Origin of the sequence: Pseudomonas sp., from assembly GCF_036404235.1 — a bacterium.
Taxonomy (GTDB): domain Bacteria; phylum Pseudomonadota; class Gammaproteobacteria; order Pseudomonadales; family Pseudomonadaceae; genus Aquipseudomonas.
Genome location: NZ_DASWOT010000123.1, coordinates 19,327 through 39,117, shown reverse-complemented (window position 1 = coordinate 39,117; position 19,791 = coordinate 19,327). Strand labels below are relative to the sequence as shown.

Here is a 19,791-nt window from a genome sequence, read left to right as displayed (position 1 = left end):
GCAATAGCACGCGTAGTCGATCACCTGATGTATTCATGGGATGAAGTTTACGGCGACTTCAAGTTCGTTTACATGAACGAAGTGTTCAAATGAGATGAATGTCGAAAATATGAGTGAGTGATGGGATCGCGGTTACAAGTTGGAGCTGTGGGAAAATTCCTTGGTTGTTGCTGTATTGGTCAACGGTGATGGGGTGTTTGAGTCTTGTGAGCTTACGATGAGCCAGGTGGGGGATTATTGATATATAGCTTTTTTATTAACGTGGTTTTGGCTACCATTAATTTATCGGTTGTTAGAAATGACAGGGTAGTGTTTTCGTTAAACATTTTGTTTGTTTGCCGATTTTTTTTAAACATTTAAACGGATATTTTTTTAACAAATAGAAGGGATATGAGTGTGAAACAAGCACATGTTGGGTGATGGGGGGGAATTTACGGTTGTACTGCAACTGATCGCCAATAGATCCTTTCCCACTGGCGGGGCAAGGCGAGCGTGGGGATTTGAGTTCGGATCAAGGGGGTTCGCCAACATTAGAACCAGCAAAGCACCCAGGGACCGGGTGCTTTGCTGGCTGCAAATCGGGATCAGCCTTTGTAGGCGGCAACCGATTTGAGGATTTCGGCGCGGGCGGCATCTGCGTTGCCCCAGCCTTCGATCTTCACCCATTTGCCTTTTTCGAGGTCCTTGTAGTTCTCGAAGAAGTGCTTGATCTGCTCCAGCAGCAATGGTGGCAGGTCGGTGTATTCCTTCACGTCTACGTATAGCTGCGACAGCTTGTCGTGCGGGACAGCGATGACTTTGGCATCGCCGCCACCGTCGTCGGTCATGTGCAGGATGCCGACTGGACGAGCGCGAATCACCGAACCAGGGGTAACGGGGTATGGGGTCACAACCAGTACGTCGAGCGGATCGCCGTCGTCAGCCAGGGTATTGGGAATGAAACCGTAGTTGGCCGGGTAGAACATCGGGGTGGCCATGAAGCGGTCAACGAACAGGCAGTCGCTGTCTTTGTCGATTTCGTATTTGATCGGGGCATGGTTGGCCGGGATTTCGATTGCGACGTAGATGTCATTCGGCAGGTCTTTGCCGGCTGGAATCTTGCTGTAGCTCATTGGGCAGTGCCCCCTTTGTTGACCAGTCAGAATCTGGCGCGAACGCCAAAAAGTGGGCCGGATTATAGGCATATTCGGCAGCGGTTGCCATGTACGCCAATAGAGCCTAGACCTTTGTATGAGCCTTATAGGCCGGGTTTTGCTGCTCAAGTGCCGTCAGTCGGGCGAGTGTATCCTGACGATAGAAGGCTTTCAGTTGCTGGTAGACCGCGGGATAGGCATTCGCCAGCAAATCCGGGGCGCTGAAGAAGTACTCGCTGGTGACGGCGAAAAACTCGCCTGGGTTTTCGGCAGCGTAGGGGTCGATGGCTGTGTGGGCGTGTGGATGGATATCCAGTTGATGGTTGAGGGCGTCAAAGGCGCTTTGCATGGTGTGGGCCCATTCGCTGACATTCATGCCTCTGTGCAGTGGCGGCAGGCCGTTGGCGTCGCCATTTAGCATGTCCAGCTTGTGCGCCAATTCGTGGATGACCAGGTTATAGGCCCCCCAGCCACCACTCATCAGTACACCGGACCACGCAAGAATCACTGGGCCTTGTGTCCAGGCTTCGCCGCTATGCTCGCCGTTCCATTCGTGTTCGATACCACTGGCATCGCGATGCTTTTGCGGGCTGATGAAGTCGTGGGGGTACAGGACGATTTCGTGGAAGCCTTGGTACCAGTTCAGGTCGCCCAAGGCTAGCAGCGGCAGTTGCGCCTGTGCTGCGAGGAACAGACGCGACTCGTCATCCAGGTCGACGCCTTCCAGTGCGGTCAGGGTTTTGGCTTGTAGGAACAGTACACAGCTGTCGAGTAGGTAACGATCCTCTTCGGCGCTCAGACCGTCGAGAATCGGCAGGCGCTTGCGCACACGGCTCCAGAGCTCGGGGGGCACTGGGTGGTGTGCGAGTGTCCGGCGTTTAAGCCAGCGGTCGAGCGACCACATGCTTTAGCGGGCGTCGACTGAACGGCTCGTGCGGCTGCGCACCACGCCGATGATCATAGGCAACAACGAAATCAGGATGATTGCCAGCACAAGCAAGGTGAGGTTTTTCTTGATGAACGGGATATTGCCGAAGAAGTAGCCCAGCGCCACCAGGCTGCCGACCCACAAGACTGAACCCAGCACGCTGAAACCGAGGAAACGTGGGTAGTGCATCTTGCCCACGCCAGCTACGAACGGAGCGAACGTACGGATGATCGGCAGGAAGCGCGCCATAGTGACGGTTTTGCCACCATGGCGAGCATAGAATTCATGGGTGCGGATCAGGTAGTCGCGGCGAAAGATTTTCGAGTTCGGGTTGCTGAACAGCTTGTCTCCGACGGTGCGACCGATGACGTAATTGGTGCTGTCGCCCAGAATAGCCGCAGCCATCAACAAACCGGCCAACAGAACCGGGTCCATGCCACCGCCTGCCGCTACCGCGCCTGCTATAAACAACAGCGAATCCCCTGGCAGGAAAGGCGTTACCACCAGGCCTGTCTCGCAGAAGATCACCAGAAAGAGGATGGCATAGACCCAGGTCCCGTAATGGGTAACCAGCAGATCGAGGTAAACATCGAGGTGGAGAATGAGGTCGAGCGGGTTGAAATCCATGTACGGCACCTGGGTGGTGAGACCCAATCGGGGTCATGTGCTGGTCGAAATTTAAAGGTGTGTGCGGGCGGCATTATAGGGGCAAGAGCCGCAATGCGGCTGTCGTGTTGTTAGTTTTGAAATATTTAAGGGTGGCGGTGGGCTTTCTTGGTCAGCAAGCTTGCGCCAACGGAGCGCCTGTCAGGCATCTCCAATCGGCAATACGTAGTTCTTGAACTGCGTGTCCTCCCGAAATCCGATGGATTCGTAAACTTTCTGCGCCACTTCGTTGTTGCTGCTGGTGGAAACCCGCATGCGCACGGCATGAGATTGCTTAGCCATCTTCTTGGCCTTCTGGATCAGATGATCGGCGACCAATTGCCTGCGAGCGTCTTCGGCGACGTAGATGTCGTTGAGAATCCACACGCGCTTGAGCGACAGCGAAGAGAAGCTTGGATAAAGCTGACAAAAGCCCAACAGCTTGCTGTCGTCGTCATCGTGCAACGCCAGATAAATAACTGATTCGTCACGGCGTAGGCGTTTTTCCAGGAACGCGCGCGATGAGTCAGGGAACGGCAACTCGCCATAGAACTCACGGTATTTCACGAACAGCGGAGTCAGGAGGTCCAGGTGCTCAAGGGTGGCTTGAATGATCCGCATGGTTTGGCCTCAAATTCATTTTTTTGAAAAAGCATTAATTGGGGCGCATGGTGCTGGCGCAGGCAGATTCGACTTTGCCTAAGCCTTTTAGAAAGGGCAATCCAATGCGCTATCAGTCTTTCGGGCCGGCGAGTAGGAAGTTTCCCTGAGTATTGACCGGCGCGTCTGATCCTAGTGTCTGAAGCTCGGCTTCATCCTTGAGGTTTACACCTGACAACTGCCGGCGGCAGGCTTCGCGCATCAGGTACAGAAGTCGATGTGTTGCCATGCCATAGCTCAAGCCTTCCAGTCGCACGTTGGAAATACAGTTGCGGCTGGCATCGGTCAGACCGACTTTCGGTGCGTAGGTAAAATACAACCCCAGGCTATCGGGCGAACTGAGACCCGGCCGTTCGCCGATCAGGATCACCACCATTTTTGCGCCAAGCCGCTGACCGATTTCGTCGGCGACGGCGACGCGGCCCTGTTCTACCAGAATGATGGGTGACAGCGACCAGCCTTCTGCGCTGGCCTGGTCCTCCATGCGTTCGAGAAATGGCAGCGTGTGTCGATGCACTGCCAGCGACGATAAACCGTCGGCCACCACCACTGCCAGGTCGACACCACCCGGATGGGCCTTCGTGTAATCGGTCAGTTTTTGGACAGACTCCTCGTCTAGCTTGCGCCCCAGGTCTGGGCGTTGCAGGTAAGCATTACGGTCGGCCGCTGCGCTGTGCAGCAACAAGGTATCGCGACCTTTTGCTGCAAGTTGGGCGCTGATGGCAGCATGATCGAACGGCAAATGCACGGCATCGCGCGCCTGTGCGTGCGCGGCCTGGAAATCCAGTTGCGCGGAGGTGGGCAGGCTGGTGCCGGTGCGGCCAAGGGCGATGCGCGCCGGGGTCAGGCGTCGAAGGTCCAGCCAAGGGTTTTCGGAGGTTGGGCCGGGCGTGCTGGTGTCATCCATGCGGTCGTTACTCATGCCAGGTGTGTCAGCGCTTGACGGAAGGCCGGTGGTAAAGCGTCACCGAAACGTATACGGCCATCGGACTGGGTGAGTATGCCCATTTTTTCCAGCCACGCTTCGTACTCGGGCGCCGGACGCAGGCCAAGGGTCTGCCTGGCATACAGTGCGTCATGGAACGAAGTGGTCTGGTAGTTGAGCATGATGTCGTCGGAGCCTGGGATGCCCATGATGAAGTTGATTCCGGCGACGCCCAGCAGCGTCAGTAGCGTGTCCATGTCGTCCTGGTCGGCTTCGGCGTGGTTGGTATAGCAGATATCGCAACCCATTGGCACGCCCAGTAATTTGCCGCAGAAATGATCCTCCAGCCCGGCGCGGATGATTTGTTTGCCGTTGTACAAGTACTCAGGCCCGATGAAACCGACCACTGTATTCACCAAAAACGGGTTGAAATGACGCGCCACGGCGTAGGCCCGGGTCTCGCAGGTTTGTTGATCGACATCGTGATGGGCGTTTGCAGACAGCGCGCTGCCTTGGCCTGTCTCGAAATACATCAGATTCTGCCCCAGCGTGCCGCGATTCAGGCTCAAACCCGCTTCGTAACCTTCCTGCAGCACATTCAGATTGATCCCAAAGCTGGTGTTGGCTGCCTCTGTTCCGGTGATCGACTGAAACACCAAGTCCACCGGCACACCACGGTTGATCACGTCAATGGAGGTGGTGACGTGGGTCAGCACACAGGCCTGAGTTGGTATCTCGTAGCGCTGGATGATCGCGTTGAGCATTTCCAGCAGCGCAACGATGGATGAAGTGCTGTCGGTGGCCGGATTGATGCCAATCATGGCGTCACCGTTGCCATACAAAAGCCCGTCGAGAATGCTCGCGGCAATGCCCGAAGGGTCGTCGGTGGGGTGGTTGGGTTGCAGGCGTGTTGACAGGCGACCGCGCAGGCCCACGGTGCCACGAAATCGGGTGACCACCCGGATTTTTTGCGCCACCAGTACCAAGTCCTGCACGCGCATGATCTTGGAAACGGCGGCGGCCATTTCCGGGGTTAAGCCTGGAGCGAGTGCGCGCAGGCTGGTTTCGTCGGCATGGTCGCTGAGCAGCCAGTCGCGAAAACCGCCCACGGTGAGGTGGCTGACGGAGTCAAAGGCAAGCGTGTCGTGGGTGTCGATGATCAGTCGGGTGACTTCATCGCTTTCGTAGGGGATCAAGGCTTCTTGGAGAAAGTGCTTGAGCGGGACATTAGCCAGCGCCATTTGCGCCGCCACGCGCTCAGCGTCATTGGTCGCTGCAATACCCGCGAGAAAATCCCCGGACCGCGCAGGGCTGGCCTTGGCCATGAGGTCTTTGAGGCTGTCGAAGCGATAGGTCTGTGCGCCGACGCAATGAGAAAAGCTTGCCATACAGATTCTCCATGACGGCCGAAGGCGAGTGCTCCGGGCGTGGTCTCTCGGCAATGCCAGGGGCGGCCGACGGTAGAGAGCGATGCAAGCAATTAATACTCCATCGTGATGCAGAGTGCCAATTGCGGGGATGATCTGGTTTTCAAAGCGCGTTTTTTACGGTGTACCGTTCCATTTTGGCGCACTGCAGACCCCGTCGGTGCAAGGCTTGCAACGGCGTCATAAACAACAATGGCCTCCGAAGAGGCCATTGGCGATCACTTAATCAATCCGTTTTAGAAGAAGCCCAACGGATTAATGTCATAGCTCACCAGCAGGTTTTTGGTCTGCTGATAATGCTCAAGCGCGATCTTGTGGGTTTCGCGGCCAACACCGGATTTCTTGTAGCCACCAAACGCCGCATGCGCTGGATACAGGTGGTAGCAGTTGGTCCACACGCGACCGGCCTTGATCGCGCGACCCACGCGGTAAGCGCGGTTGATGTCGCGAGTCCACAGGCCAGCACCCAGGCCGAACTCGGTGTCATTGGCGATGGCCAGGGCTTCAGCTTCGTCCTTGAAGGTCGTGACGCTGACCACTGGACCGAAAATTTCTTCCTGGAACACGCGCATCTTGTTGTTGCCTTTGAGCAGCGTCGGCTGGATGTAGTAGCCGGTCGACAAATCGCCGTCGAGCTTCTCCACTTTCCCGCCGCTCAGCAGTTCAGCGCCTTCACCTTGAGCGATATCGAGGTAGGACAGAATCTTGTCGAACTGTTGCTGAGACGCCTGAGCGCCGACCATGGTGTCAGTGTCCAACGGGTCGCCACGCTTGATCTTCAGGACCTTTTGCAGCACCACTTCGATGAACTGCGGGTAGATCGATTCCTGAACCAGGCAGCGCGAAGGGCAGGTGCAGACCTCACCCTGGTTGAAGAACGCCAGCACCACGCCTTCAGCGGCCTTGTCGATGAACTCGGGCTCAGCATTCATGATGTCTTCGAAGAAGATGTTCGGCGATTTGCCGCCCAGCTCTACGGTGGACGGAATGATGCTGTCGGCCGCCAGTTTCATGATGTGCGAGCCCACCGGAGTCGATCCGGTGAAAGCGATTTTTGCGATGCGCTTGCTGCTGGCCAGCGCTTCGCCCGCTTCGCGGCCAAAACCTTGCACGACGTTCAGTACGCCTTTTGGCAGCAGATCACCAATCAGCTCCATCAGTACGGTAATGCCCAGCGGGGTTTGCTCGGCGGGTTTGAGCACGATGCAGTTACCGGCAGCCAGGGCTGGCGCGAGTTTCCAGGCGGCCATCAGCAGCGGGAAGTTCCAGGGAATGATCTGCCCTACCACGCCCAATGGCTCATGAATGTGATACGCCACAGTATTGCCGTCGATTTCAGCAGCGCTGCCCTCCTGCGCGCGCAGTACACCGGCGAAGTAGCGGAAGTGGTCGACTGCCAGCGGAATATCGGCGTTGAGGGTTTCGCGCACGGCCTTGCCGTTGTCCCAGGTTTCTGTAACCGCCAGCACTTCGAGGTTTTGTTCGATGCGATCGGCGATTTTCAACAGGGTCAGCGAGCGTTCCTGAACCGAAGTCTTACCCCAGGCATCGGCGGCGGCGTGGGCTGCATCGAGGGCTTTTTCGACGTCTTCGGCAGTCGAGCGCGGGAATTGAGCGATCAGTTTGCCGGTGATGGGCGAGGTGTTTTCGAAGTATTGACCTTTGATAGGCGCAACAAACTCGCCACCGATGTAATTGCCGTATTTGGCCTTGAAGGTAACGATGGCGCCTTCAGTACCGGGATGGGCGTAACGCATGGTGAATATCTCCTTGCTCTTGTGATTGTCTGGGGATAACGCGCAGTTGCGCTTAAGACAAGCGTAGAGCAAAGCTCGGGCCACTGCGTCGCGGAGCAATGAATACTGGGGTTTTACCGAGGTTTTTGGGGCTTGGGCAAGAGCGCTGTATCGCTGCTGGCACGCGTCGGGTGACACTTTGTATCGAATCCGGGACAGCTCGTCTGCTTCATCCTTCGGCAGCATTGCAATGCCAGGAGGCGAGGAGGATGCTGGGCGGCAACTCCTTGGGAGAACAATAAAAAGTGCAAAGCAATCATCTGACTCGACATGCCCGACAAGTCCTCACTGTGGCTCAAGGCAGCCCCCATCGATACGGCCCCGGCAGCGACCCCTCCATTGCCCGCTCCTGGTTGCGCTGTCTACAGGACTATCACCTGGACCCCGCTCAAGCCGAGGCGCCCACCGTGCTTGAACACGCGCGCGTCCTGGAAAGCCGCGAGCGGCTGCAGCAAGTATTGAAAATCGCAAGCGTCGAGATGAATAGCCTGCATCAGCAATTGTCAGGCGGCCACGCAGTTCTGTTGACCGATGCGCGTGGAGTCATCCTCAATTGCGTGACTGAACCTGGCGAGCGGAAGATCTTCGAGCGTGCAGGCTTGTGGCTCGGTGCTGATTGGAGTGAGGCGCGCGAGGGCACCAATGGCATCGGAACCTGCCTCGTCGAGCGTCAGTCACTGACCATTCACCGTGACGAACATTTCCGTGGGCGCCATACCGGCCTTACCTGTTCGGCCAGCCCGGTGTTTGATCCGCATGGGAATTTGCTCGCGGTGCTGGATGTGTCATCGGCTCGGCACGACGTTTCTCGGCAAAGCCAGTTCCACACCATGGCATTGGTGAATCTCTCGGCGAAGATGATCGAAAGCAGTTATTTTCTGCGCCATTTCGATGATCAGTGGCTACTGCGCTTTCATTTGCAGGCCTCCTCGGTGGGGTTGTTCAGTGAAGGGTTGCTGGCTTTCGACGGTGAGGGACGGATCAAAGCGTTGAATCAAAGCGCTCTGAACCTCTTGAGCCTTGGTCGGGATGATTTAATTGGCCGGCCCGTTGAGGCGTTTTTCGATTGCTCGTTGGATGAGTTGATCAGCCGCGCCAGTGTCGATGCAGTTGCCGGTTGGCCACTACGTACCCGAGACGGACGAGGTTTTTTCGCACTCGTGCGTGGGGTTGTCCGTGAGCATCCGCGATCCGAGACGAAGGCAACCTCGCTCGGCACATCCGTTATCGCGCCGCCCCTGACAGGTATTTGCCTGGGTACGCCTGCCCTGCAAACTGAATTTCGACGAGCATTGCGAGTGTTTGAGCGCGATGTGCCGTTGCTGATCAATGGCGAAACCGGCAGCGGCAAAGAGGCATTCGCCAAAGCAGTACACCAGGCCAGCCTGCGAGCGGGTAAGCCGTTCGTGGCGCTGAACTGCGCGGCAATCCCGGAAAGCCTGATCGAGAGCGAGTTATTCGGTTATCGAGGCGGCAGCTTTACCGGCGCGCGCAAAGAAGGCATGCGCGGCAAGCTGCAACAGGCCGATGGCGGTACGCTGTTTCTGGACGAAATCGGCGATATGCCGGTGGCATTGCAGACTCGCTTGCTCCGGGTGTTGGAAGATCGTCTGGTGGTCCCGATAGGCGGCGAGCCGCAAGCGGTGGATGTACGAATCATCAGCGCGACGCACCGGAACTTGCAGGGCCGTGTGGAAGACGGCAGCTTTCGCGAAGACCTCTATTACCGATTGAACGGGCTGGAAATTGGACTGCCGGCATTGCGTGAGCGCAGTGATAAATCGCAGTTGCTGGATTTTCTGCTTGAAGAGGAGGCGGGTGGGCAGGCGGTATTGATTGATGGCCAGGCGCGTCAGGCGCTGCTGGACTTCAATTGGCCGGGTAACGTGCGGCAGATGCGAAATGTGCTGCGAACGTTGGCGGCGTTGTGTGACGAGGGTCGGATTGGGATGGGTGATCTGCCAGTGTCGATTCGACAGCCGGTTGTTGCCGGGGCTGGTGTTCAGGTCAGTGAATCGCCGCTTGAGGATGCCGAGCGTGTCGCACTGATCGCCACGCTTGAGGCCCAGCGCTGGCACATGACCCACGCTGCGCGGGAGTTAGGGTTGAGTCGCAACACTTTATATAGAAAGCTGCGCAAGCACGGGATATCGAGACATGAAGCAAATCGCTGATTCATCAAGCGGTAGATGATCTGTGGGAGCTTGCTCGCGCAGGTTGATATTTATCGTGCAACAGCTCGTTATCGGGACGATGGGTATCTCATGCAACGGTGAGCGCTCATTTGAATTGCCTCGTGCGCATTTACCGCCTCTACGCTAACCTGCGCGAAGGTTTTAAGAGGTTGGCCATGCATATTCATATTCTCGGTATCTGCGGCACGTTCATGGGCTCACTGGCGGTGCTCGCCAAAGAACTGGGCCACAAAGTCACCGGCTCCGATGCCAATGTCTATCCGCCGATGAGCACGCAATTGCAGGCTCAGGGTATCGAACTGACCCAAGGCTACGACCCAGCGCAACTCGACCCAGCGCCCGATCTGATTGTCATCGGCAATGCCCTGTCGCGTGGCAATCCTGCGGTCGAGTACGTCCTTAACAAAGGCTTGCCTTATGTCTCTGGCCCGCAATGGCTGGCAGATCACGTGTTGCAAGGTCGTTGGGTGCTGGCTGTCGCCGGTACGCATGGCAAAACCACGACCAGCAGCATGCTGGCCTGGGTGCTGGAGCACGCGGGCATGGCGCCAGGGTTTTTGATCGGCGGCGTGCCGCAGAACTTCGCTGTGTCAGCGCGTTTGGGTGATACGCCGTTCTTCGTGGTCGAGGCCGATGAATACGACAGCGCCTTCTTCGACAAACGCTCGAAATTCGTTCATTACCGCCCGCGCACTGCCATTCTCAATAATCTTGAGTTTGATCACGCCGACATCTTTCCCGATCTAGCCGCCATCGAGCGTCAATTCCATCATTTGGTGCGCACCATCCCGAGTGAAGGCCTGATCATTCATCCGACCACCGAGCCCGCCTTGCAACGTGTGATTCAGATGGGCTGCTGGACGCCGGTGCAAACTACCGGGCAGGGCGGTCAGTGGCAGGCGAAGTTGCTCAGTGAGGATGGTTCGACATTCGAAGTGATCTTCGATGGCGTCGCTCAAGGCACTGTTGATTGGGACATGACCGGCCAACACAACGTTGCCAACGCCCTCGCAACCCTCGCCGCGGCTCGTCACGTTGGCGTTGTCCCAAAGCAGGGCATCGAGGCCTTGAGCGCGTTCAAAAGCGTTAAGCGGCGGATGGAAAAGGTTGCGGACGTACACGGCATCATCATTTATGACGACTTCGCCCATCACCCGACAGCCATCGCCACCACGCTGGACGGCCTACGCAAGAAGGTCGGCGATGCACCGATCATTGCCATCATTGAACCTCGCTCCAACTCCATGAAGCTCGGTGCGCATCGCGACGGTCTGCCGCAAAGCGTGACTCAGGCCGATCAAGTGGTCTGGTATGCACCGGCCAATCTGGGCTGGGATCTGGCGGCGACCGCAGCGCAGTGTTCGGTGCCGGCAGTGGTTTGCGATTCGCTGGAAGGCATTATTGAGCGAGTGAAAAGCCAGGCTCAGCCCGGTACGCATGTGGTGATCATGAGTAACGGCGGCTTCGGTGGCCTGCACGGCAAACTGGCCGAGGCGCTCAAATGAGCGGGCCGGAACGCATCACCCTGGCCATGACCGGCGCATCCGGCGCGCTATACGGTCTTCGCTTGCTCGATTGTCTGGTGCGCGAAGACCGTGAAGTGCATTTCCTGATTTCCAAGGCCGCGCAACTGGTGATGGCCACCGAAACCGACGTGTTGCTGCCGCCAAAACCACAGATGATGCAGGCATTTCTCACCGAATACACTGGCGCAGCAGAGGGGCAGATTCGGGTGTACGGCAAGGAAGACTGGATGTCTCCGGTAGCCTCCGGGTCCGGCGCACCGAGTGCGATGGTGGTGGTACCGTGTTCTACCGGGACGCTGTCGGCGATTGCCACTGGCGCCTGCAACAACCTCATCGAGCGCGCGGCAGACGTGACCCTCAAAGAGCGTCGCCAGTTGATTCTGGTGCCCAGGGAGGCGCCATTTTCCAGTATTCATTTGGAAAATATGCTCAAGCTATCGAACCTCGGCGCGGTGATTCTGCCGGCCTCTCCTGGCTTTTATAACCAGCCTCAGACGATTGATGACCTGATCGATTTCGTCGTTGCGCGAATCCTCAATTTGTTGAACATCCCGCAGGACATGCTGCCACGTTGGGGGGAGCATCATTTTGGCGCGGATGAATAAGCGACTGGTGTTCATCACCCTCGGCCTGTTGTTGACTACAGGTTGCGCGACGGTCAGTACGCTGGATGCCAATCAGCCCGGTGCGCCGGTGGTGTATTCCGGCACGCGCCTGGATTTGTATGCAATGGATGGCGGGTGTTGTGCGAAAGACCGTTTCGGCACCGAGGCCCCTAAATACCCCGCGCTGGACCTGCCGGGGAGTGCATTGCTCGATACGCTTTTGCTGCCGCTGTCGCTGCTGACCGCCATAGGCGTGGGGTTTCAGGCGACGGGTGGGTTGTAGCAGCAATATTGAGGGGACAGATTCGTTGACGGTGAAACGCTGTAAATAAATCAGTCCCCTTATGTCTAGTGTCTAGGGGACTGATTTATTTTCGCGCTTTTTGAAAATCAATCTGTCCCCGGTCTCCAAAATAAGGGGACAGATTCTGTGTAGCGAATTTATTCGCGAGACGGTCTTGAAGTCACACTGCATGTGGCATCGCCAACACGTTGGCGCCTACAGAAAGCGTAACCCTTTTATTTCCCCAACCGCCTTAAATCATCCGATTCCACAACCCGCACGCCATCCTGTTCTTCCAACGCCAGCCGCCACAATGCGCGGGCCAGGCACAACGCTTCAATGCCGCCGTATTTGCCGGGAATCAGTTTTGCCAACGGGGCGGCGAGTTGCTCGACCAGGCGCTGATCCTCGCGCTCGCCTATCAGCAGCGAAGGGCGGGCGATGGTCAGTTGTGGCCAGTCCTGCGCCTTCAGCGTTTCTTCCATTTCGCCTTTGACGCGGCTATAGAAAATGCTCGACTCAGGGTCGGCATTGACTGCGCTGATCACCAGCAGATGCCGAGCGCCGAGTTCGCGGGCACGTTCGCCGAACGCGACCACCATGTCCTTGTCTATGGCGCGAAAGGCTTCCTGCGAGCCCGCCTGTTTGATAGTGGTGCCCAGGCAGCAGTAAGCGATATCAACCTGGCCTTTCAATGTGGGCAGCAGTGAATTGAATTCGCCAACAGGGTTTTCCAGATGGGGATGTTCGGCCAGAGGCCGACGACTAGGGGCCAGCACGCGGCTGACCGTGGGTTCGTTGAGTAGGCGGTCGAGTAAGTGCTCGCCCGTCAATCCAGTGGCTCCGGCAAGCAGAATGTGTCGCGGCGTCAAGTACATGGTCATTTCCCCCTTGATACATCCAGCTTAGGCGATCTGGACTCACTGCTCGCGGGTGTCACCATGAAATATGATTCACTCGGCAATATGCGCCAGGGGCATCCTGCGTTTTGTGCGGTACTAACGATTACTGGCGGCTTTCACGTCCTTGCGCGCTGAAACTGCGTTGAGCGCCCGTTCGGCCTGGTTTTTACGAAGCTGCATCCAATGGGCGACGACACCCTTCGGCGCCCACATCTGCGGCTCGGACGCTTCGAAGCTCTCGGCAATTTCACGCTGGGCGACCAGTTGGCGGGCTTCGTTGAAGGCCTGCTGCAAGTCATCGGTTTCGACTAACGCTTTGCCGAATAGGGCCTCACCGAAGTAGGTAAAATCCGCCTCTTCGGAGCAGCCGAACGACACCCGATCTTCTCGGGACGCGGTGATGACCATGGTTTTTTCATCTTTGATCGCTGGGATGAAGCCGCCGGAATAGCACGCGGAAATCACCACCACCTTGTCGCGATTTTTCAATGGCAACAGCGCGACGGCCAGCTCATTGGCCGGCAGGTCGGACAATTCCAGGCGTGGTTGATCCAGCACCAGTTCGTGGTCGTGAGTGCCGTGGCTGGTCAGGTAAATGAAGATCAAGTCTTCCGGGCCGCTGCGTTGTGCCAGCGTCTGGATCGCGCGGCTGATGGTTTCCCGGGTTGCCAGCGGGCGGTCGTTCATGTGATCACGATGGTTGACCAGGCTGATTTGCCCATAAGCACCAAAACGTGTGCTCAGCAGGTTGCCGACATAATCGGCCTCGCGCATGAACACGCTTTGCTTGCCGTCACCGCCGACCACCAGGCTGTACAACTCGGTCGCGGGTGTGGAAACGGGAACCGCGGCCAGGGCTTTGTCGAGTAGGGTGCCCTGGGCGAGCAAACCCGTTTCGAGCGGATCGGGCAACAGTTTGCCCTGTGCATCGCGTATGCGTTGGCCGTTGGCCCAGATACCGCTCTGCACGCTGCCGTCAGCCGAAATCAAAATGCCTTGGCCTTCGTAGTTGTCGTTGACGAAGTGACCGACAAAGATACTGCCGTCCGACAGGGTCAGGCGACCTTCGCCAGCGTATCGCCAGTTGCTGAACTGACCTTGATAGTGGCTGCCATCAGATCCGACCAATTCGCCTTTGCCAGTGAACGCCCCGTCCTTGAATTGGCCGATCCACACATCGCCATCGCTGTTTTCGTAGCGTCCGCGACCATTCAACTGATTGTCGCTAAAGCCGCCGACATACTGATCGCCGTCGGCGCTGGTGAACGTGCCGTTGCCCTCAAGCTGACCGTGTACGAATTTGCCGCTGAACTGGTTGCCGCTGGCATCGCTGCGCTGGCCTTCGCCGTTGGGCTTGCCCTTGGAGAACTGGCCCTGATACTCACTGCCGTCGCTCAGTTCCAGGCGCCCGAGACCGTCATACTGATCGGCCTTGAACTCACCGCGATAGGTCATGCCGCGCTCTTTGAGCGTGCCTTCACCTTCACGACGCCCCAGTTTGTAGCCGCCGACGTAACTGCCGCCGCTGGAAGTCGTCAGTGTGCCTTGCCCATCAAACAGGCCGTTTTGAAATCCGCCTTTATAGATGTCGCCGTTACTGGCGTGCCATTCACCCTGGCCGCTCCACTGGCCGTTCTTGAACTCACCGGCGTACCAACTGCCGTTGGGATAGTCGATCCGGCCTTGCCCTTGCAGCAGGCCATTCACGACCTCGCCGCGATAACGCCCGCCGTCGGGCAGACGAGCGTCCGGAGGCGACAGGGGTTCTCCGTCGCCACAGGCGGTCAGCAATAAAATCAGGGCGAGTGGAGCAAGCGCGCGCATGGTAAATCCCGAAAATTAGATGTTTCGGCGTGATCAGCGCGTACTTTATAGGAGTCGCGGTCCGATAGCCGCAGCGAGTATGCCGCAGCCGAGAAGTCTCACGAAACAATCTGTTATGACTGCTTCGTGTTTCAGGTCGGTTATACGAAGCAAAGCGACAGCGGTTGGGCGATAAATGCGGGTTTGTCTTGACCTTCGATTTCCAGCGTGGCCGTGGCTTTGAGCAGCCATTGACCGGGTTTTTTCTCGGTGACTTCGGTCAGCGTGACTTTTAGACGAACGCGCGAGTCAACGTTGACCGGCTGAATGAAACGCACGCTGTCGAGCCCGTAATTGACCACCATTTTCAGACCTTCGGGCAATACCAGCAGCGGCTCCATCAGTTTCGGGATCAGCGACAACGACAAAAGCCCATGCGCGATGGTTGAGCCAAACGGTGTTTGTGCGGCTTTGACCGGGTCGACATGAATGAACTGAAAGTCACCCGTCGCCTCAGCGAACAGGTTGATGCGCTCTTGATCGATGGTCAGCCATTCGGAACATCCCAGTTCCTTGCCTTCATAACTCTTGAGCGCTGCAACAGGTACATACGGCATCGTTACTCTCCTTGTGAATCAGTTTCATTGTGCAGGTTTTGTTTTTTGGTGGTTCTGCAGCTATAGGCTTCTTTATTGCTTCGTGAACAAGGCTGCCGCTGTCCTCTTAAGGAGACAACGTGTTGGCGAAGCGGACCAAGCGGCGTTTCAGGCAAGCCGCTTCGCGAACAAGTTTGCTCCAGGTCCTCGGTGGTGTTCAGGACTGCGGGGGCTGCTGGAACTGAAGATCAACACGGCAATGCCCGCTGGTCAAGAAATCACACGCTGGCGAATACCCATTCATAGCCGCCAAGACAGCATGCTTATAATGGCGCCGCTAAATTGCTGGAGTTTTTTATGTTGCTCAGAGGTCTGACCTGGCTGGTGCTGTTCCAATTGCTCGGCACCGCGCTCAATCATTTATTTCTGTCGATGCTGCCCGGCCCGATCATCGGCCTGGTGCTGCTGATGGTGTATTTCATGACCCGTGGCGAAGTCAGCGAGCCCATCAGCCTGGCTGCCAGCAGCCTGCTGCGCTATCTGCCTCTGCTGCTGGTGCCTCCTGCCGTGGGCGTCATGGTCTATGCGAACCAGATTGCGGCTGATTTTTGGGCGATTGTCGGCTCGCTGGTGTTGTCATTGATGGTCTCGCTGACCTTCGCCGGCTGGCTAATGCAGAGGCTGATTGATCGCCAGGCGCATCGCCGGGAGCCGTCATGAGTCTCGATTGGCAAGGCGCATGGCTGTCGGTCGTTCATCATCCGCTGTTCGGCATCGCGATTACGTTGGGCGCCTATCAAGTGGTGCTCGCAGGCTACGAGAAGACTCGTTGGGTGTTTCTGCAGCCGGTGCTGGTGTCGATGCTGGTGGTTATCTGCGTACTGGTGTTGTGCGGTCTTGATTACGTCGAGTACCGCAAGAGCACGGAAATCCTCAGCATTCTGCTCGGCCCTGCCACGGTGGCGCTGGCCGTGCCGCTTTATTTGAATCTGCGGCGCATTCGGCAGTTGTTCTGGCCGGTCTTGACTACGCTGGTGGTTGGCGGGGTGATGGCGACAGGTCTATGCGTGGCTCTGGGGTGGGCGTTGGGCGCTGATCACATGATCCTGATGACCATGGCCCCCAAGTCGGTGACTTCGCCGATTGCCATGCTGGTGGCTGAGCAGATTGGCGGCGTGGCGGCACTGGCGGCGGTTTTCGTTTTGATTACCGGGGTGATTGGGGGTATTTTCGGCCCCGGTCTGTTGACCCTGGCCAGGGTGCATAGCCCGGCAGCGCGTGGTATGGCGCTTGGCCTGACGGCGCACGCGGTCGGCACATCCGCTGCATTGCAGGAAGGTGAGGAGTGTGGCGCCTTTGCGGCGCTGGCAATGAGTTTGATGGGTGTTGCCACGGCGCTGTTTTTGCCACTGGCGGTGTCTTTGGTTGCTTGAGGAAGGTTTCTATGTCGCTGCCGTTGTTTGCACTGAACGCTGTGTTGTTCCCTGGATGTGTCCTTGATCTGCAGATATTCGAGGCGCGCTATCTGGACATGATTGGTCGCTGCATGAAACAAGGCGAAGGCTTCGGAGTGGTGTGCATCACCGAAGGCAGCGAAGTTGGCGAGGTGCCGGCAGGTGTTTCGCTGATCGGCTGCGAGGCGCGGGTGACCGACTTCCAGCAACAGGACAACGGCCTGCTGGGGATTCGCGTAATCGGTGGCCGGCGTTTTCGCGTACTCAGCAGCGAGACGCAAAAAGATCAATTGCTGGTCGCTCAAGTGCAGTGGCTGCAAGAGCCGGTCGACAATCCGCTTCAGGAAGAGGACGACGATCTGGTGGCGCTGCTGGCCGCACTGGCTGAGCATCCGATGGTCGCGGCGTTAAACATGGGCTTGACCGCAAGCGGACAGCAGTCGTTGGCCAATCAACTGGCATATCTGTTGCCGTTCACCGAAGAAGCCAAGATCGAATTGCTTGAAATCGACGACGCCGAAGAGCGGCTGGATGCAATTCAGGACTTGCTGGATGAAATGCAGGGCGATATGCAGGTGTAAAGCTGCGCCTTATTGGCGTGCGGCGTGCCCGAAGGCTTTGACTCGATCTATAAATCCACGGAGTTTTTCGTGGACAGGCCTGATCCCGCTTGCTGGCTAGTACTGATACTGAATCAGCCCTTGCGCGAATGAATGCACTGCGAACCCTCCAAACAGCGCCGTCATCAATGGTAATAGCAACCACCACACTCGGATTGGCAGCGCAGGCAGCGATTGTTTGTTCTGCACGCACGCAAGACTCGTGGCGCAGGCAAAAAATGCCAACAGCATCCCGGCCAATACGTCAGTCGGCCAATGCACCCCGAGGTAAACCCGCGACATTGCAATCGACGCCGCCGGAATCCCGCCCAGCAGCAACCACGTCAGTCGCAGTCGCGCTGGCTGTCCACGTCCCGCCAAGACCGCCAGGGTCATGAACAGCGCAAACGACGCAGAGGCATGTCCGCTGGGCATGCTGAATGTCGTCAACGGCTCAGCTAACACGTCAGGACGGGCACGTTCAAAGGTGTGTTTCATGCTCTGGTTGATGATCGCGGCTCCCAGAGTCGTCGCCCCGGCAAAGATCGCGTGACGCCACTGCCGGGTGAGCGCCAGCACGATTAACAACAACGCTGCGGCGCAGAACTGCGTCCTGAAGTCTCCCAGCCCTGTGACCAGCACCACGAAGTTTTCTGCTACATCGCTGCGATGTTCCTGGATCAGGGCGATGAGGCCCTGATCGAAGTGCGCGAGGTAGGGCCAGCCGAGAAACACCGCGACCAGCAAAATGAAGGCCGTCAGCGCGATGAGTTTGGGGGCATAACGCTTGCCGCGAACGCTGCTCTGTACCGCAACGCCTAACAGCAGCGCGAGCCCGGCGCCAACGACTGCGGCTTGCGGCCAGAAGCCCTCGGGTAATGGCAAGCGCATCGCCGCGCCAGCCGCCCAGCCCGGCAGAATGTAGACCACCGACCATCCGGCCGCCGCGATCACGCTGACTGCCACGAAACGCACCACCGGCATGTCGAACATGCCCGCAACCATTGGCAACATGGGCCGCAGCGGGCCAATGAAACGTCCTACCAGCAAACTGGCGATTCCGTAACGCTGAAAGTACGATTGCGCACTGCCGATCCATTCCGGGTGGTGACGCAGCAGGGGCAGTCGGCGAATGTTCTGGTGAAAGCGCCTGCCGAGAATGTACGACACCGCATCACCCAACAGTCCTCCGAGAAACCCCAGCAGCAACGCCTCGTTCAGGGGCAGGATGCCGCTGCCAGCCAATGTGGCAATGGCGAACAGCGCTACCGTGCCGGGGACGATGATGCCGACAATGGCCAGGCATTCGACGAATGCCACCAAAAAAATTGCCGCACTAAGCCATGCAGGATTGACCGTCAGCCAAGCGGTGATGCTGTCGAGCCATGAGCCCATGGGTCAGTTTCCTTGCTCGATGAAAAAGTAGTCGCGGCCTTCGACCTGTCCGCGCCTGAGTGGGTTCCGCGTACAGAAACGCGCATACATGGCGTCGACGAAGCGATACATCAGGTGTTCGTCGCGACCTGCTGGAATGCCCAGTCGCGTGGTTTGGATGATCCGTAGCGGGGTTTGTCCCACGTCCTCGACGAACAATCGGGCTTGATCGAAACGCTTGGCGTCCCACATCGGGACCTTAAGGCCCAGCGCTTTGCACAGCAGTGTCTGTCCGGCGCAGACGCATTCCGGTGTGCGAATCTCGCCCTTGGCGTCGGGATTGTTCAGCAGCATCTGTGCGAGGCTGTTTTCATTGGAAAAGCTATCGACCCATGGGTAAGCCGATTTGATCAGCACGGCGTTGCCCGGCCCCTGCGCGCTGAAGTTCAGCGAGTCGCCGCCTCGGGCGTAGTACATATAGATGTGGCCGCCATCCAGAAACAAAGCTTTACGTTTTTCTGTGTAGCCGAGTGAAGCGTGGCTGCCTTTTTCGTCGAAGTAATACGCTTCGGTCTCGATGATGCGTGCCGACAACCAAAGCTCGCCCACCTTGTGACGGATGACTTTGCCCAACAGATCGCGGGCGAGTGTTTGTGCGTCGCGGTGGAAGAAGCTGTCGGGCAGGGCGGTAGGCAGTTGGTCAAGCATAAGTGGGCTGTAATCGACGAATGACGGGCGATCATAACAATATTGGCCTTAATTGGAGCTGAACGGCGCAAGGCCTCAATCGTGGGCACGCTTGCGCTCACAGATCCAATGTTTGCTGCGTGACATTGCGGCGTCTGGACGACGGGGGATCTCCTAAAGCGGATATCAGCGCGCTTTACGGTGGTTTTATCCAATGTTTACAGCTTATATCGACCATCCGCCTGTCACTGCT

The 19,791-nt window shown here is 57.5% G+C and carries 19 protein-coding genes; 7 read left to right on the top strand and 12 right to left on the bottom strand.

All coding sequences use genetic code 11. The features are described from left to right. Positions 1-584: 584 nt before the first annotated feature. The 7 genes from ppa to VGC62_RS15775 form a co-directional block, all read right to left on the bottom strand. Entirely contained in the window at positions 585-1,112 is a 528-nt protein-coding gene (ppa, locus tag VGC62_RS15805) for an inorganic diphosphatase (protein WP_331188014.1), read from the bottom strand. Positions 1,113-1,218: 106 nt separating this feature from the next. Then, entirely contained in the window at positions 1,219-2,037 is an 819-nt protein-coding gene (locus VGC62_RS15800) for a M90 family metallopeptidase (RefSeq protein ID WP_331188013.1), read from the bottom strand. Positions 2,038-2,040: 3 nt separating this feature from the next. Next, positions 2,041-2,688, bottom strand: coding sequence for a DedA family protein (locus tag VGC62_RS15795; RefSeq protein ID WP_331188012.1), 648 nt, complete (start codon positions 2,686-2,688; stop codon positions 2,041-2,043). A 180-nt stretch (positions 2,689-2,868) separates the two neighbouring features. Continuing rightward, positions 2,869-3,327 carry a GNAT family N-acetyltransferase gene (locus VGC62_RS15790; protein WP_331188011.1) on the bottom strand — a complete coding sequence of 153 codons (459 nt, stop codon included), beginning with the start codon at positions 3,325-3,327 and terminating at the stop codon, positions 2,869-2,871. A 112-nt stretch (positions 3,328-3,439) separates the two neighbouring features. Next, entirely contained in the window at positions 3,440-4,273 is an 834-nt protein-coding gene (gene eutC / locus VGC62_RS15785; RefSeq protein ID WP_331188019.1) for an ethanolamine ammonia-lyase subunit EutC, read from the bottom strand. A gap of 11 nt (positions 4,274-4,284) precedes the next feature. After that, on the bottom strand, positions 4,285-5,679 hold the full coding sequence (locus tag VGC62_RS15780; protein WP_331188010.1) for an ethanolamine ammonia-lyase subunit EutB: 1,395 nt from the start codon (positions 5,677-5,679) through the stop codon (positions 4,285-4,287). A 275-nt stretch (positions 5,680-5,954) separates the two neighbouring features. Next, positions 5,955-7,475: an aldehyde dehydrogenase family protein gene (locus tag VGC62_RS15775; protein WP_331188009.1), complete on the bottom strand. Its 1,521-nt coding sequence runs from the start codon at positions 7,473-7,475 to the stop codon at positions 5,955-5,957. 284 nt (positions 7,476-7,759) lie between these two features. On the opposite strand from VGC62_RS15775, the gene VGC62_RS15770 reads away from it, so the two are divergent. The 4 genes from VGC62_RS15770 (at position 7,760) to VGC62_RS15755 (ending at position 12,123) form a co-directional block, all read left to right on the top strand. Continuing rightward, complete coding sequence (locus VGC62_RS15770; protein ID WP_331188008.1) at positions 7,760-9,688, top strand: sigma-54-dependent Fis family transcriptional regulator; 1,929 nt, start codon at positions 7,760-7,762, stop codon at positions 9,686-9,688. A gap of 176 nt (positions 9,689-9,864) precedes the next feature. Continuing rightward, entirely contained in the window at positions 9,865-11,214 is a 1,350-nt protein-coding gene (gene mpl, locus VGC62_RS15765; RefSeq protein ID WP_331188007.1) for a UDP-N-acetylmuramate:L-alanyl-gamma-D-glutamyl-meso-diaminopimelate ligase, read from the top strand. After that, complete coding sequence (gene ubiX / locus VGC62_RS15760; protein WP_331188006.1) at positions 11,211-11,840, top strand: flavin prenyltransferase UbiX; 630 nt, start codon at positions 11,211-11,213, stop codon at positions 11,838-11,840. The genes mpl and ubiX overlap by 4 nt, the downstream gene beginning before the upstream one ends. Beyond that, entirely contained in the window at positions 11,833-12,123 is a 291-nt protein-coding gene (locus VGC62_RS15755) for a YceK/YidQ family lipoprotein (protein WP_331188005.1), read from the top strand. Before ubiX ends, VGC62_RS15755 begins: the two co-directional genes overlap by 8 nt. Positions 12,124-12,359: 236 nt before the next feature. Here VGC62_RS15755 and VGC62_RS15750 read toward each other — a convergent pair whose 3' ends face one another. The 3 genes from VGC62_RS15750 to VGC62_RS15740 form a co-directional block, all read right to left on the bottom strand. Continuing rightward, positions 12,360-13,001 carry an oxidoreductase gene (locus tag VGC62_RS15750; protein ID WP_331188004.1) on the bottom strand — a complete coding sequence of 214 codons (642 nt, stop codon included), beginning with the start codon at positions 12,999-13,001 and terminating at the stop codon, positions 12,360-12,362. A gap of 120 nt (positions 13,002-13,121) precedes the next feature. Continuing rightward, entirely contained in the window at positions 13,122-14,849 is a 1,728-nt protein-coding gene (locus VGC62_RS15745; protein WP_331188003.1) for a C13 family peptidase, read from the bottom strand. A gap of 140 nt (positions 14,850-14,989) precedes the next feature. Next, positions 14,990-15,445 carry a MaoC family dehydratase gene (locus VGC62_RS15740; protein WP_331188002.1) on the bottom strand — a complete coding sequence of 152 codons (456 nt, stop codon included), beginning with the start codon at positions 15,443-15,445 and terminating at the stop codon, positions 14,990-14,992. A 336-nt stretch (positions 15,446-15,781) separates the two neighbouring features. On the opposite strand from VGC62_RS15740, the gene VGC62_RS15735 reads away from it, so the two are divergent. From VGC62_RS15735 to VGC62_RS15725, 3 genes are read left to right on the top strand one after another with little or no spacing between them, the layout of a single operon-like run. Beyond that, positions 15,782-16,144, top strand: coding sequence for a CidA/LrgA family protein (locus VGC62_RS15735; protein WP_331188001.1), 363 nt, complete (start codon positions 15,782-15,784; stop codon positions 16,142-16,144). Beyond that, entirely contained in the window at positions 16,141-16,857 is a 717-nt protein-coding gene (locus VGC62_RS15730; RefSeq protein ID WP_331188000.1) for an LrgB family protein, read from the top strand. Before VGC62_RS15735 ends, VGC62_RS15730 begins: the two co-directional genes overlap by 4 nt. An 11-nt stretch (positions 16,858-16,868) precedes the next feature. Continuing rightward, positions 16,869-17,459, top strand: coding sequence for an LON peptidase substrate-binding domain-containing protein (locus VGC62_RS15725; protein WP_331187999.1), 591 nt, complete (start codon positions 16,869-16,871; stop codon positions 17,457-17,459). 96 nt (positions 17,460-17,555) lie between these two features. On the opposite strand, the gene VGC62_RS15720 is transcribed toward VGC62_RS15725, so the two are convergent. Both VGC62_RS15720 and VGC62_RS15715 read right to left on the bottom strand, forming a co-directional pair. Further along, the gene (locus VGC62_RS15720; protein WP_331187998.1) at positions 17,556-18,872 is read right to left on the bottom strand and encodes a bifunctional DedA family/phosphatase PAP2 family protein; all 1,317 of its coding nucleotides are present in this window, start codon (positions 18,870-18,872) and stop codon (positions 17,556-17,558) included. A 3-nt stretch (positions 18,873-18,875) separates the two neighbouring features. Continuing rightward, a complete protein-coding gene (locus VGC62_RS15715) occupies positions 18,876-19,547 on the bottom strand; it encodes a DNA-3-methyladenine glycosylase (RefSeq protein WP_331188018.1) in 672 nt (223 codons plus the stop codon). Between the last annotated feature and the right edge of the window lie 244 nt (positions 19,548-19,791).

Excerpts from the sequence above, each read along its gene's own strand:
- VGC62_RS15735 (WP_331188001.1), top strand. The coding sequence starts at position 15,782 with ATGTTGCTCAGAGGTCTGACCTGGCTGGTGCTGTTCCAATTGCTCGGC.
- VGC62_RS15755 (WP_331188005.1), top strand. The coding sequence starts at position 11,833 with ATGAATAAGCGACTGGTGTTCATCACCCTCGGCCTGTTGTTGACTACA.
- VGC62_RS15775 (WP_331188009.1), bottom strand. The coding sequence starts at position 7,475 with ATGCGTTACGCCCATCCCGGTACTGAAGGCGCCATCGTTACCTTCAAG.
- mpl (WP_331188007.1), top strand. The coding sequence starts at position 9,865 with ATGCATATTCATATTCTCGGTATCTGCGGCACGTTCATGGGCTCACTG.
- VGC62_RS15800 (WP_331188013.1), bottom strand. The coding sequence starts at position 2,037 with ATGTGGTCGCTCGACCGCTGGCTTAAACGCCGGACACTCGCACACCAC.
- VGC62_RS15720 (WP_331187998.1), bottom strand. The coding sequence starts at position 18,872 with ATGGGCTCATGGCTCGACAGCATCACCGCTTGGCTGACGGTCAATCCT.
- VGC62_RS15780 (WP_331188010.1), bottom strand. The coding sequence starts at position 5,679 with ATGGCAAGCTTTTCTCATTGCGTCGGCGCACAGACCTATCGCTTCGAC.
- VGC62_RS15750 (WP_331188004.1), bottom strand. The coding sequence starts at position 13,001 with ATGTACTTGACGCCGCGACACATTCTGCTTGCCGGAGCCACTGGATTG.
- VGC62_RS15725 (WP_331187999.1), top strand. The coding sequence starts at position 16,869 with ATGTCGCTGCCGTTGTTTGCACTGAACGCTGTGTTGTTCCCTGGATGT.
- VGC62_RS15730 (WP_331188000.1), top strand. The coding sequence starts at position 16,141 with ATGAGTCTCGATTGGCAAGGCGCATGGCTGTCGGTCGTTCATCATCCG.
- VGC62_RS15790 (WP_331188011.1), bottom strand. The coding sequence starts at position 3,327 with ATGCGGATCATTCAAGCCACCCTTGAGCACCTGGACCTCCTGACTCCG.
- ppa (WP_331188014.1), bottom strand. The coding sequence starts at position 1,112 with ATGAGCTACAGCAAGATTCCAGCCGGCAAAGACCTGCCGAATGACATC.
- VGC62_RS15795 (WP_331188012.1), bottom strand. The coding sequence starts at position 2,688 with ATGGATTTCAACCCGCTCGACCTCATTCTCCACCTCGATGTTTACCTC.
- eutC (WP_331188019.1), bottom strand. The coding sequence starts at position 4,273 with ATGGATGACACCAGCACGCCCGGCCCAACCTCCGAAAACCCTTGGCTG.
- VGC62_RS15740 (WP_331188002.1), bottom strand. The coding sequence starts at position 15,445 with ATGCCGTATGTACCTGTTGCAGCGCTCAAGAGTTATGAAGGCAAGGAA.
- ubiX (WP_331188006.1), top strand. The coding sequence starts at position 11,211 with ATGAGCGGGCCGGAACGCATCACCCTGGCCATGACCGGCGCATCCGGC.
- VGC62_RS15745 (WP_331188003.1), bottom strand. The coding sequence starts at position 14,849 with ATGCGCGCGCTTGCTCCACTCGCCCTGATTTTATTGCTGACCGCCTGT.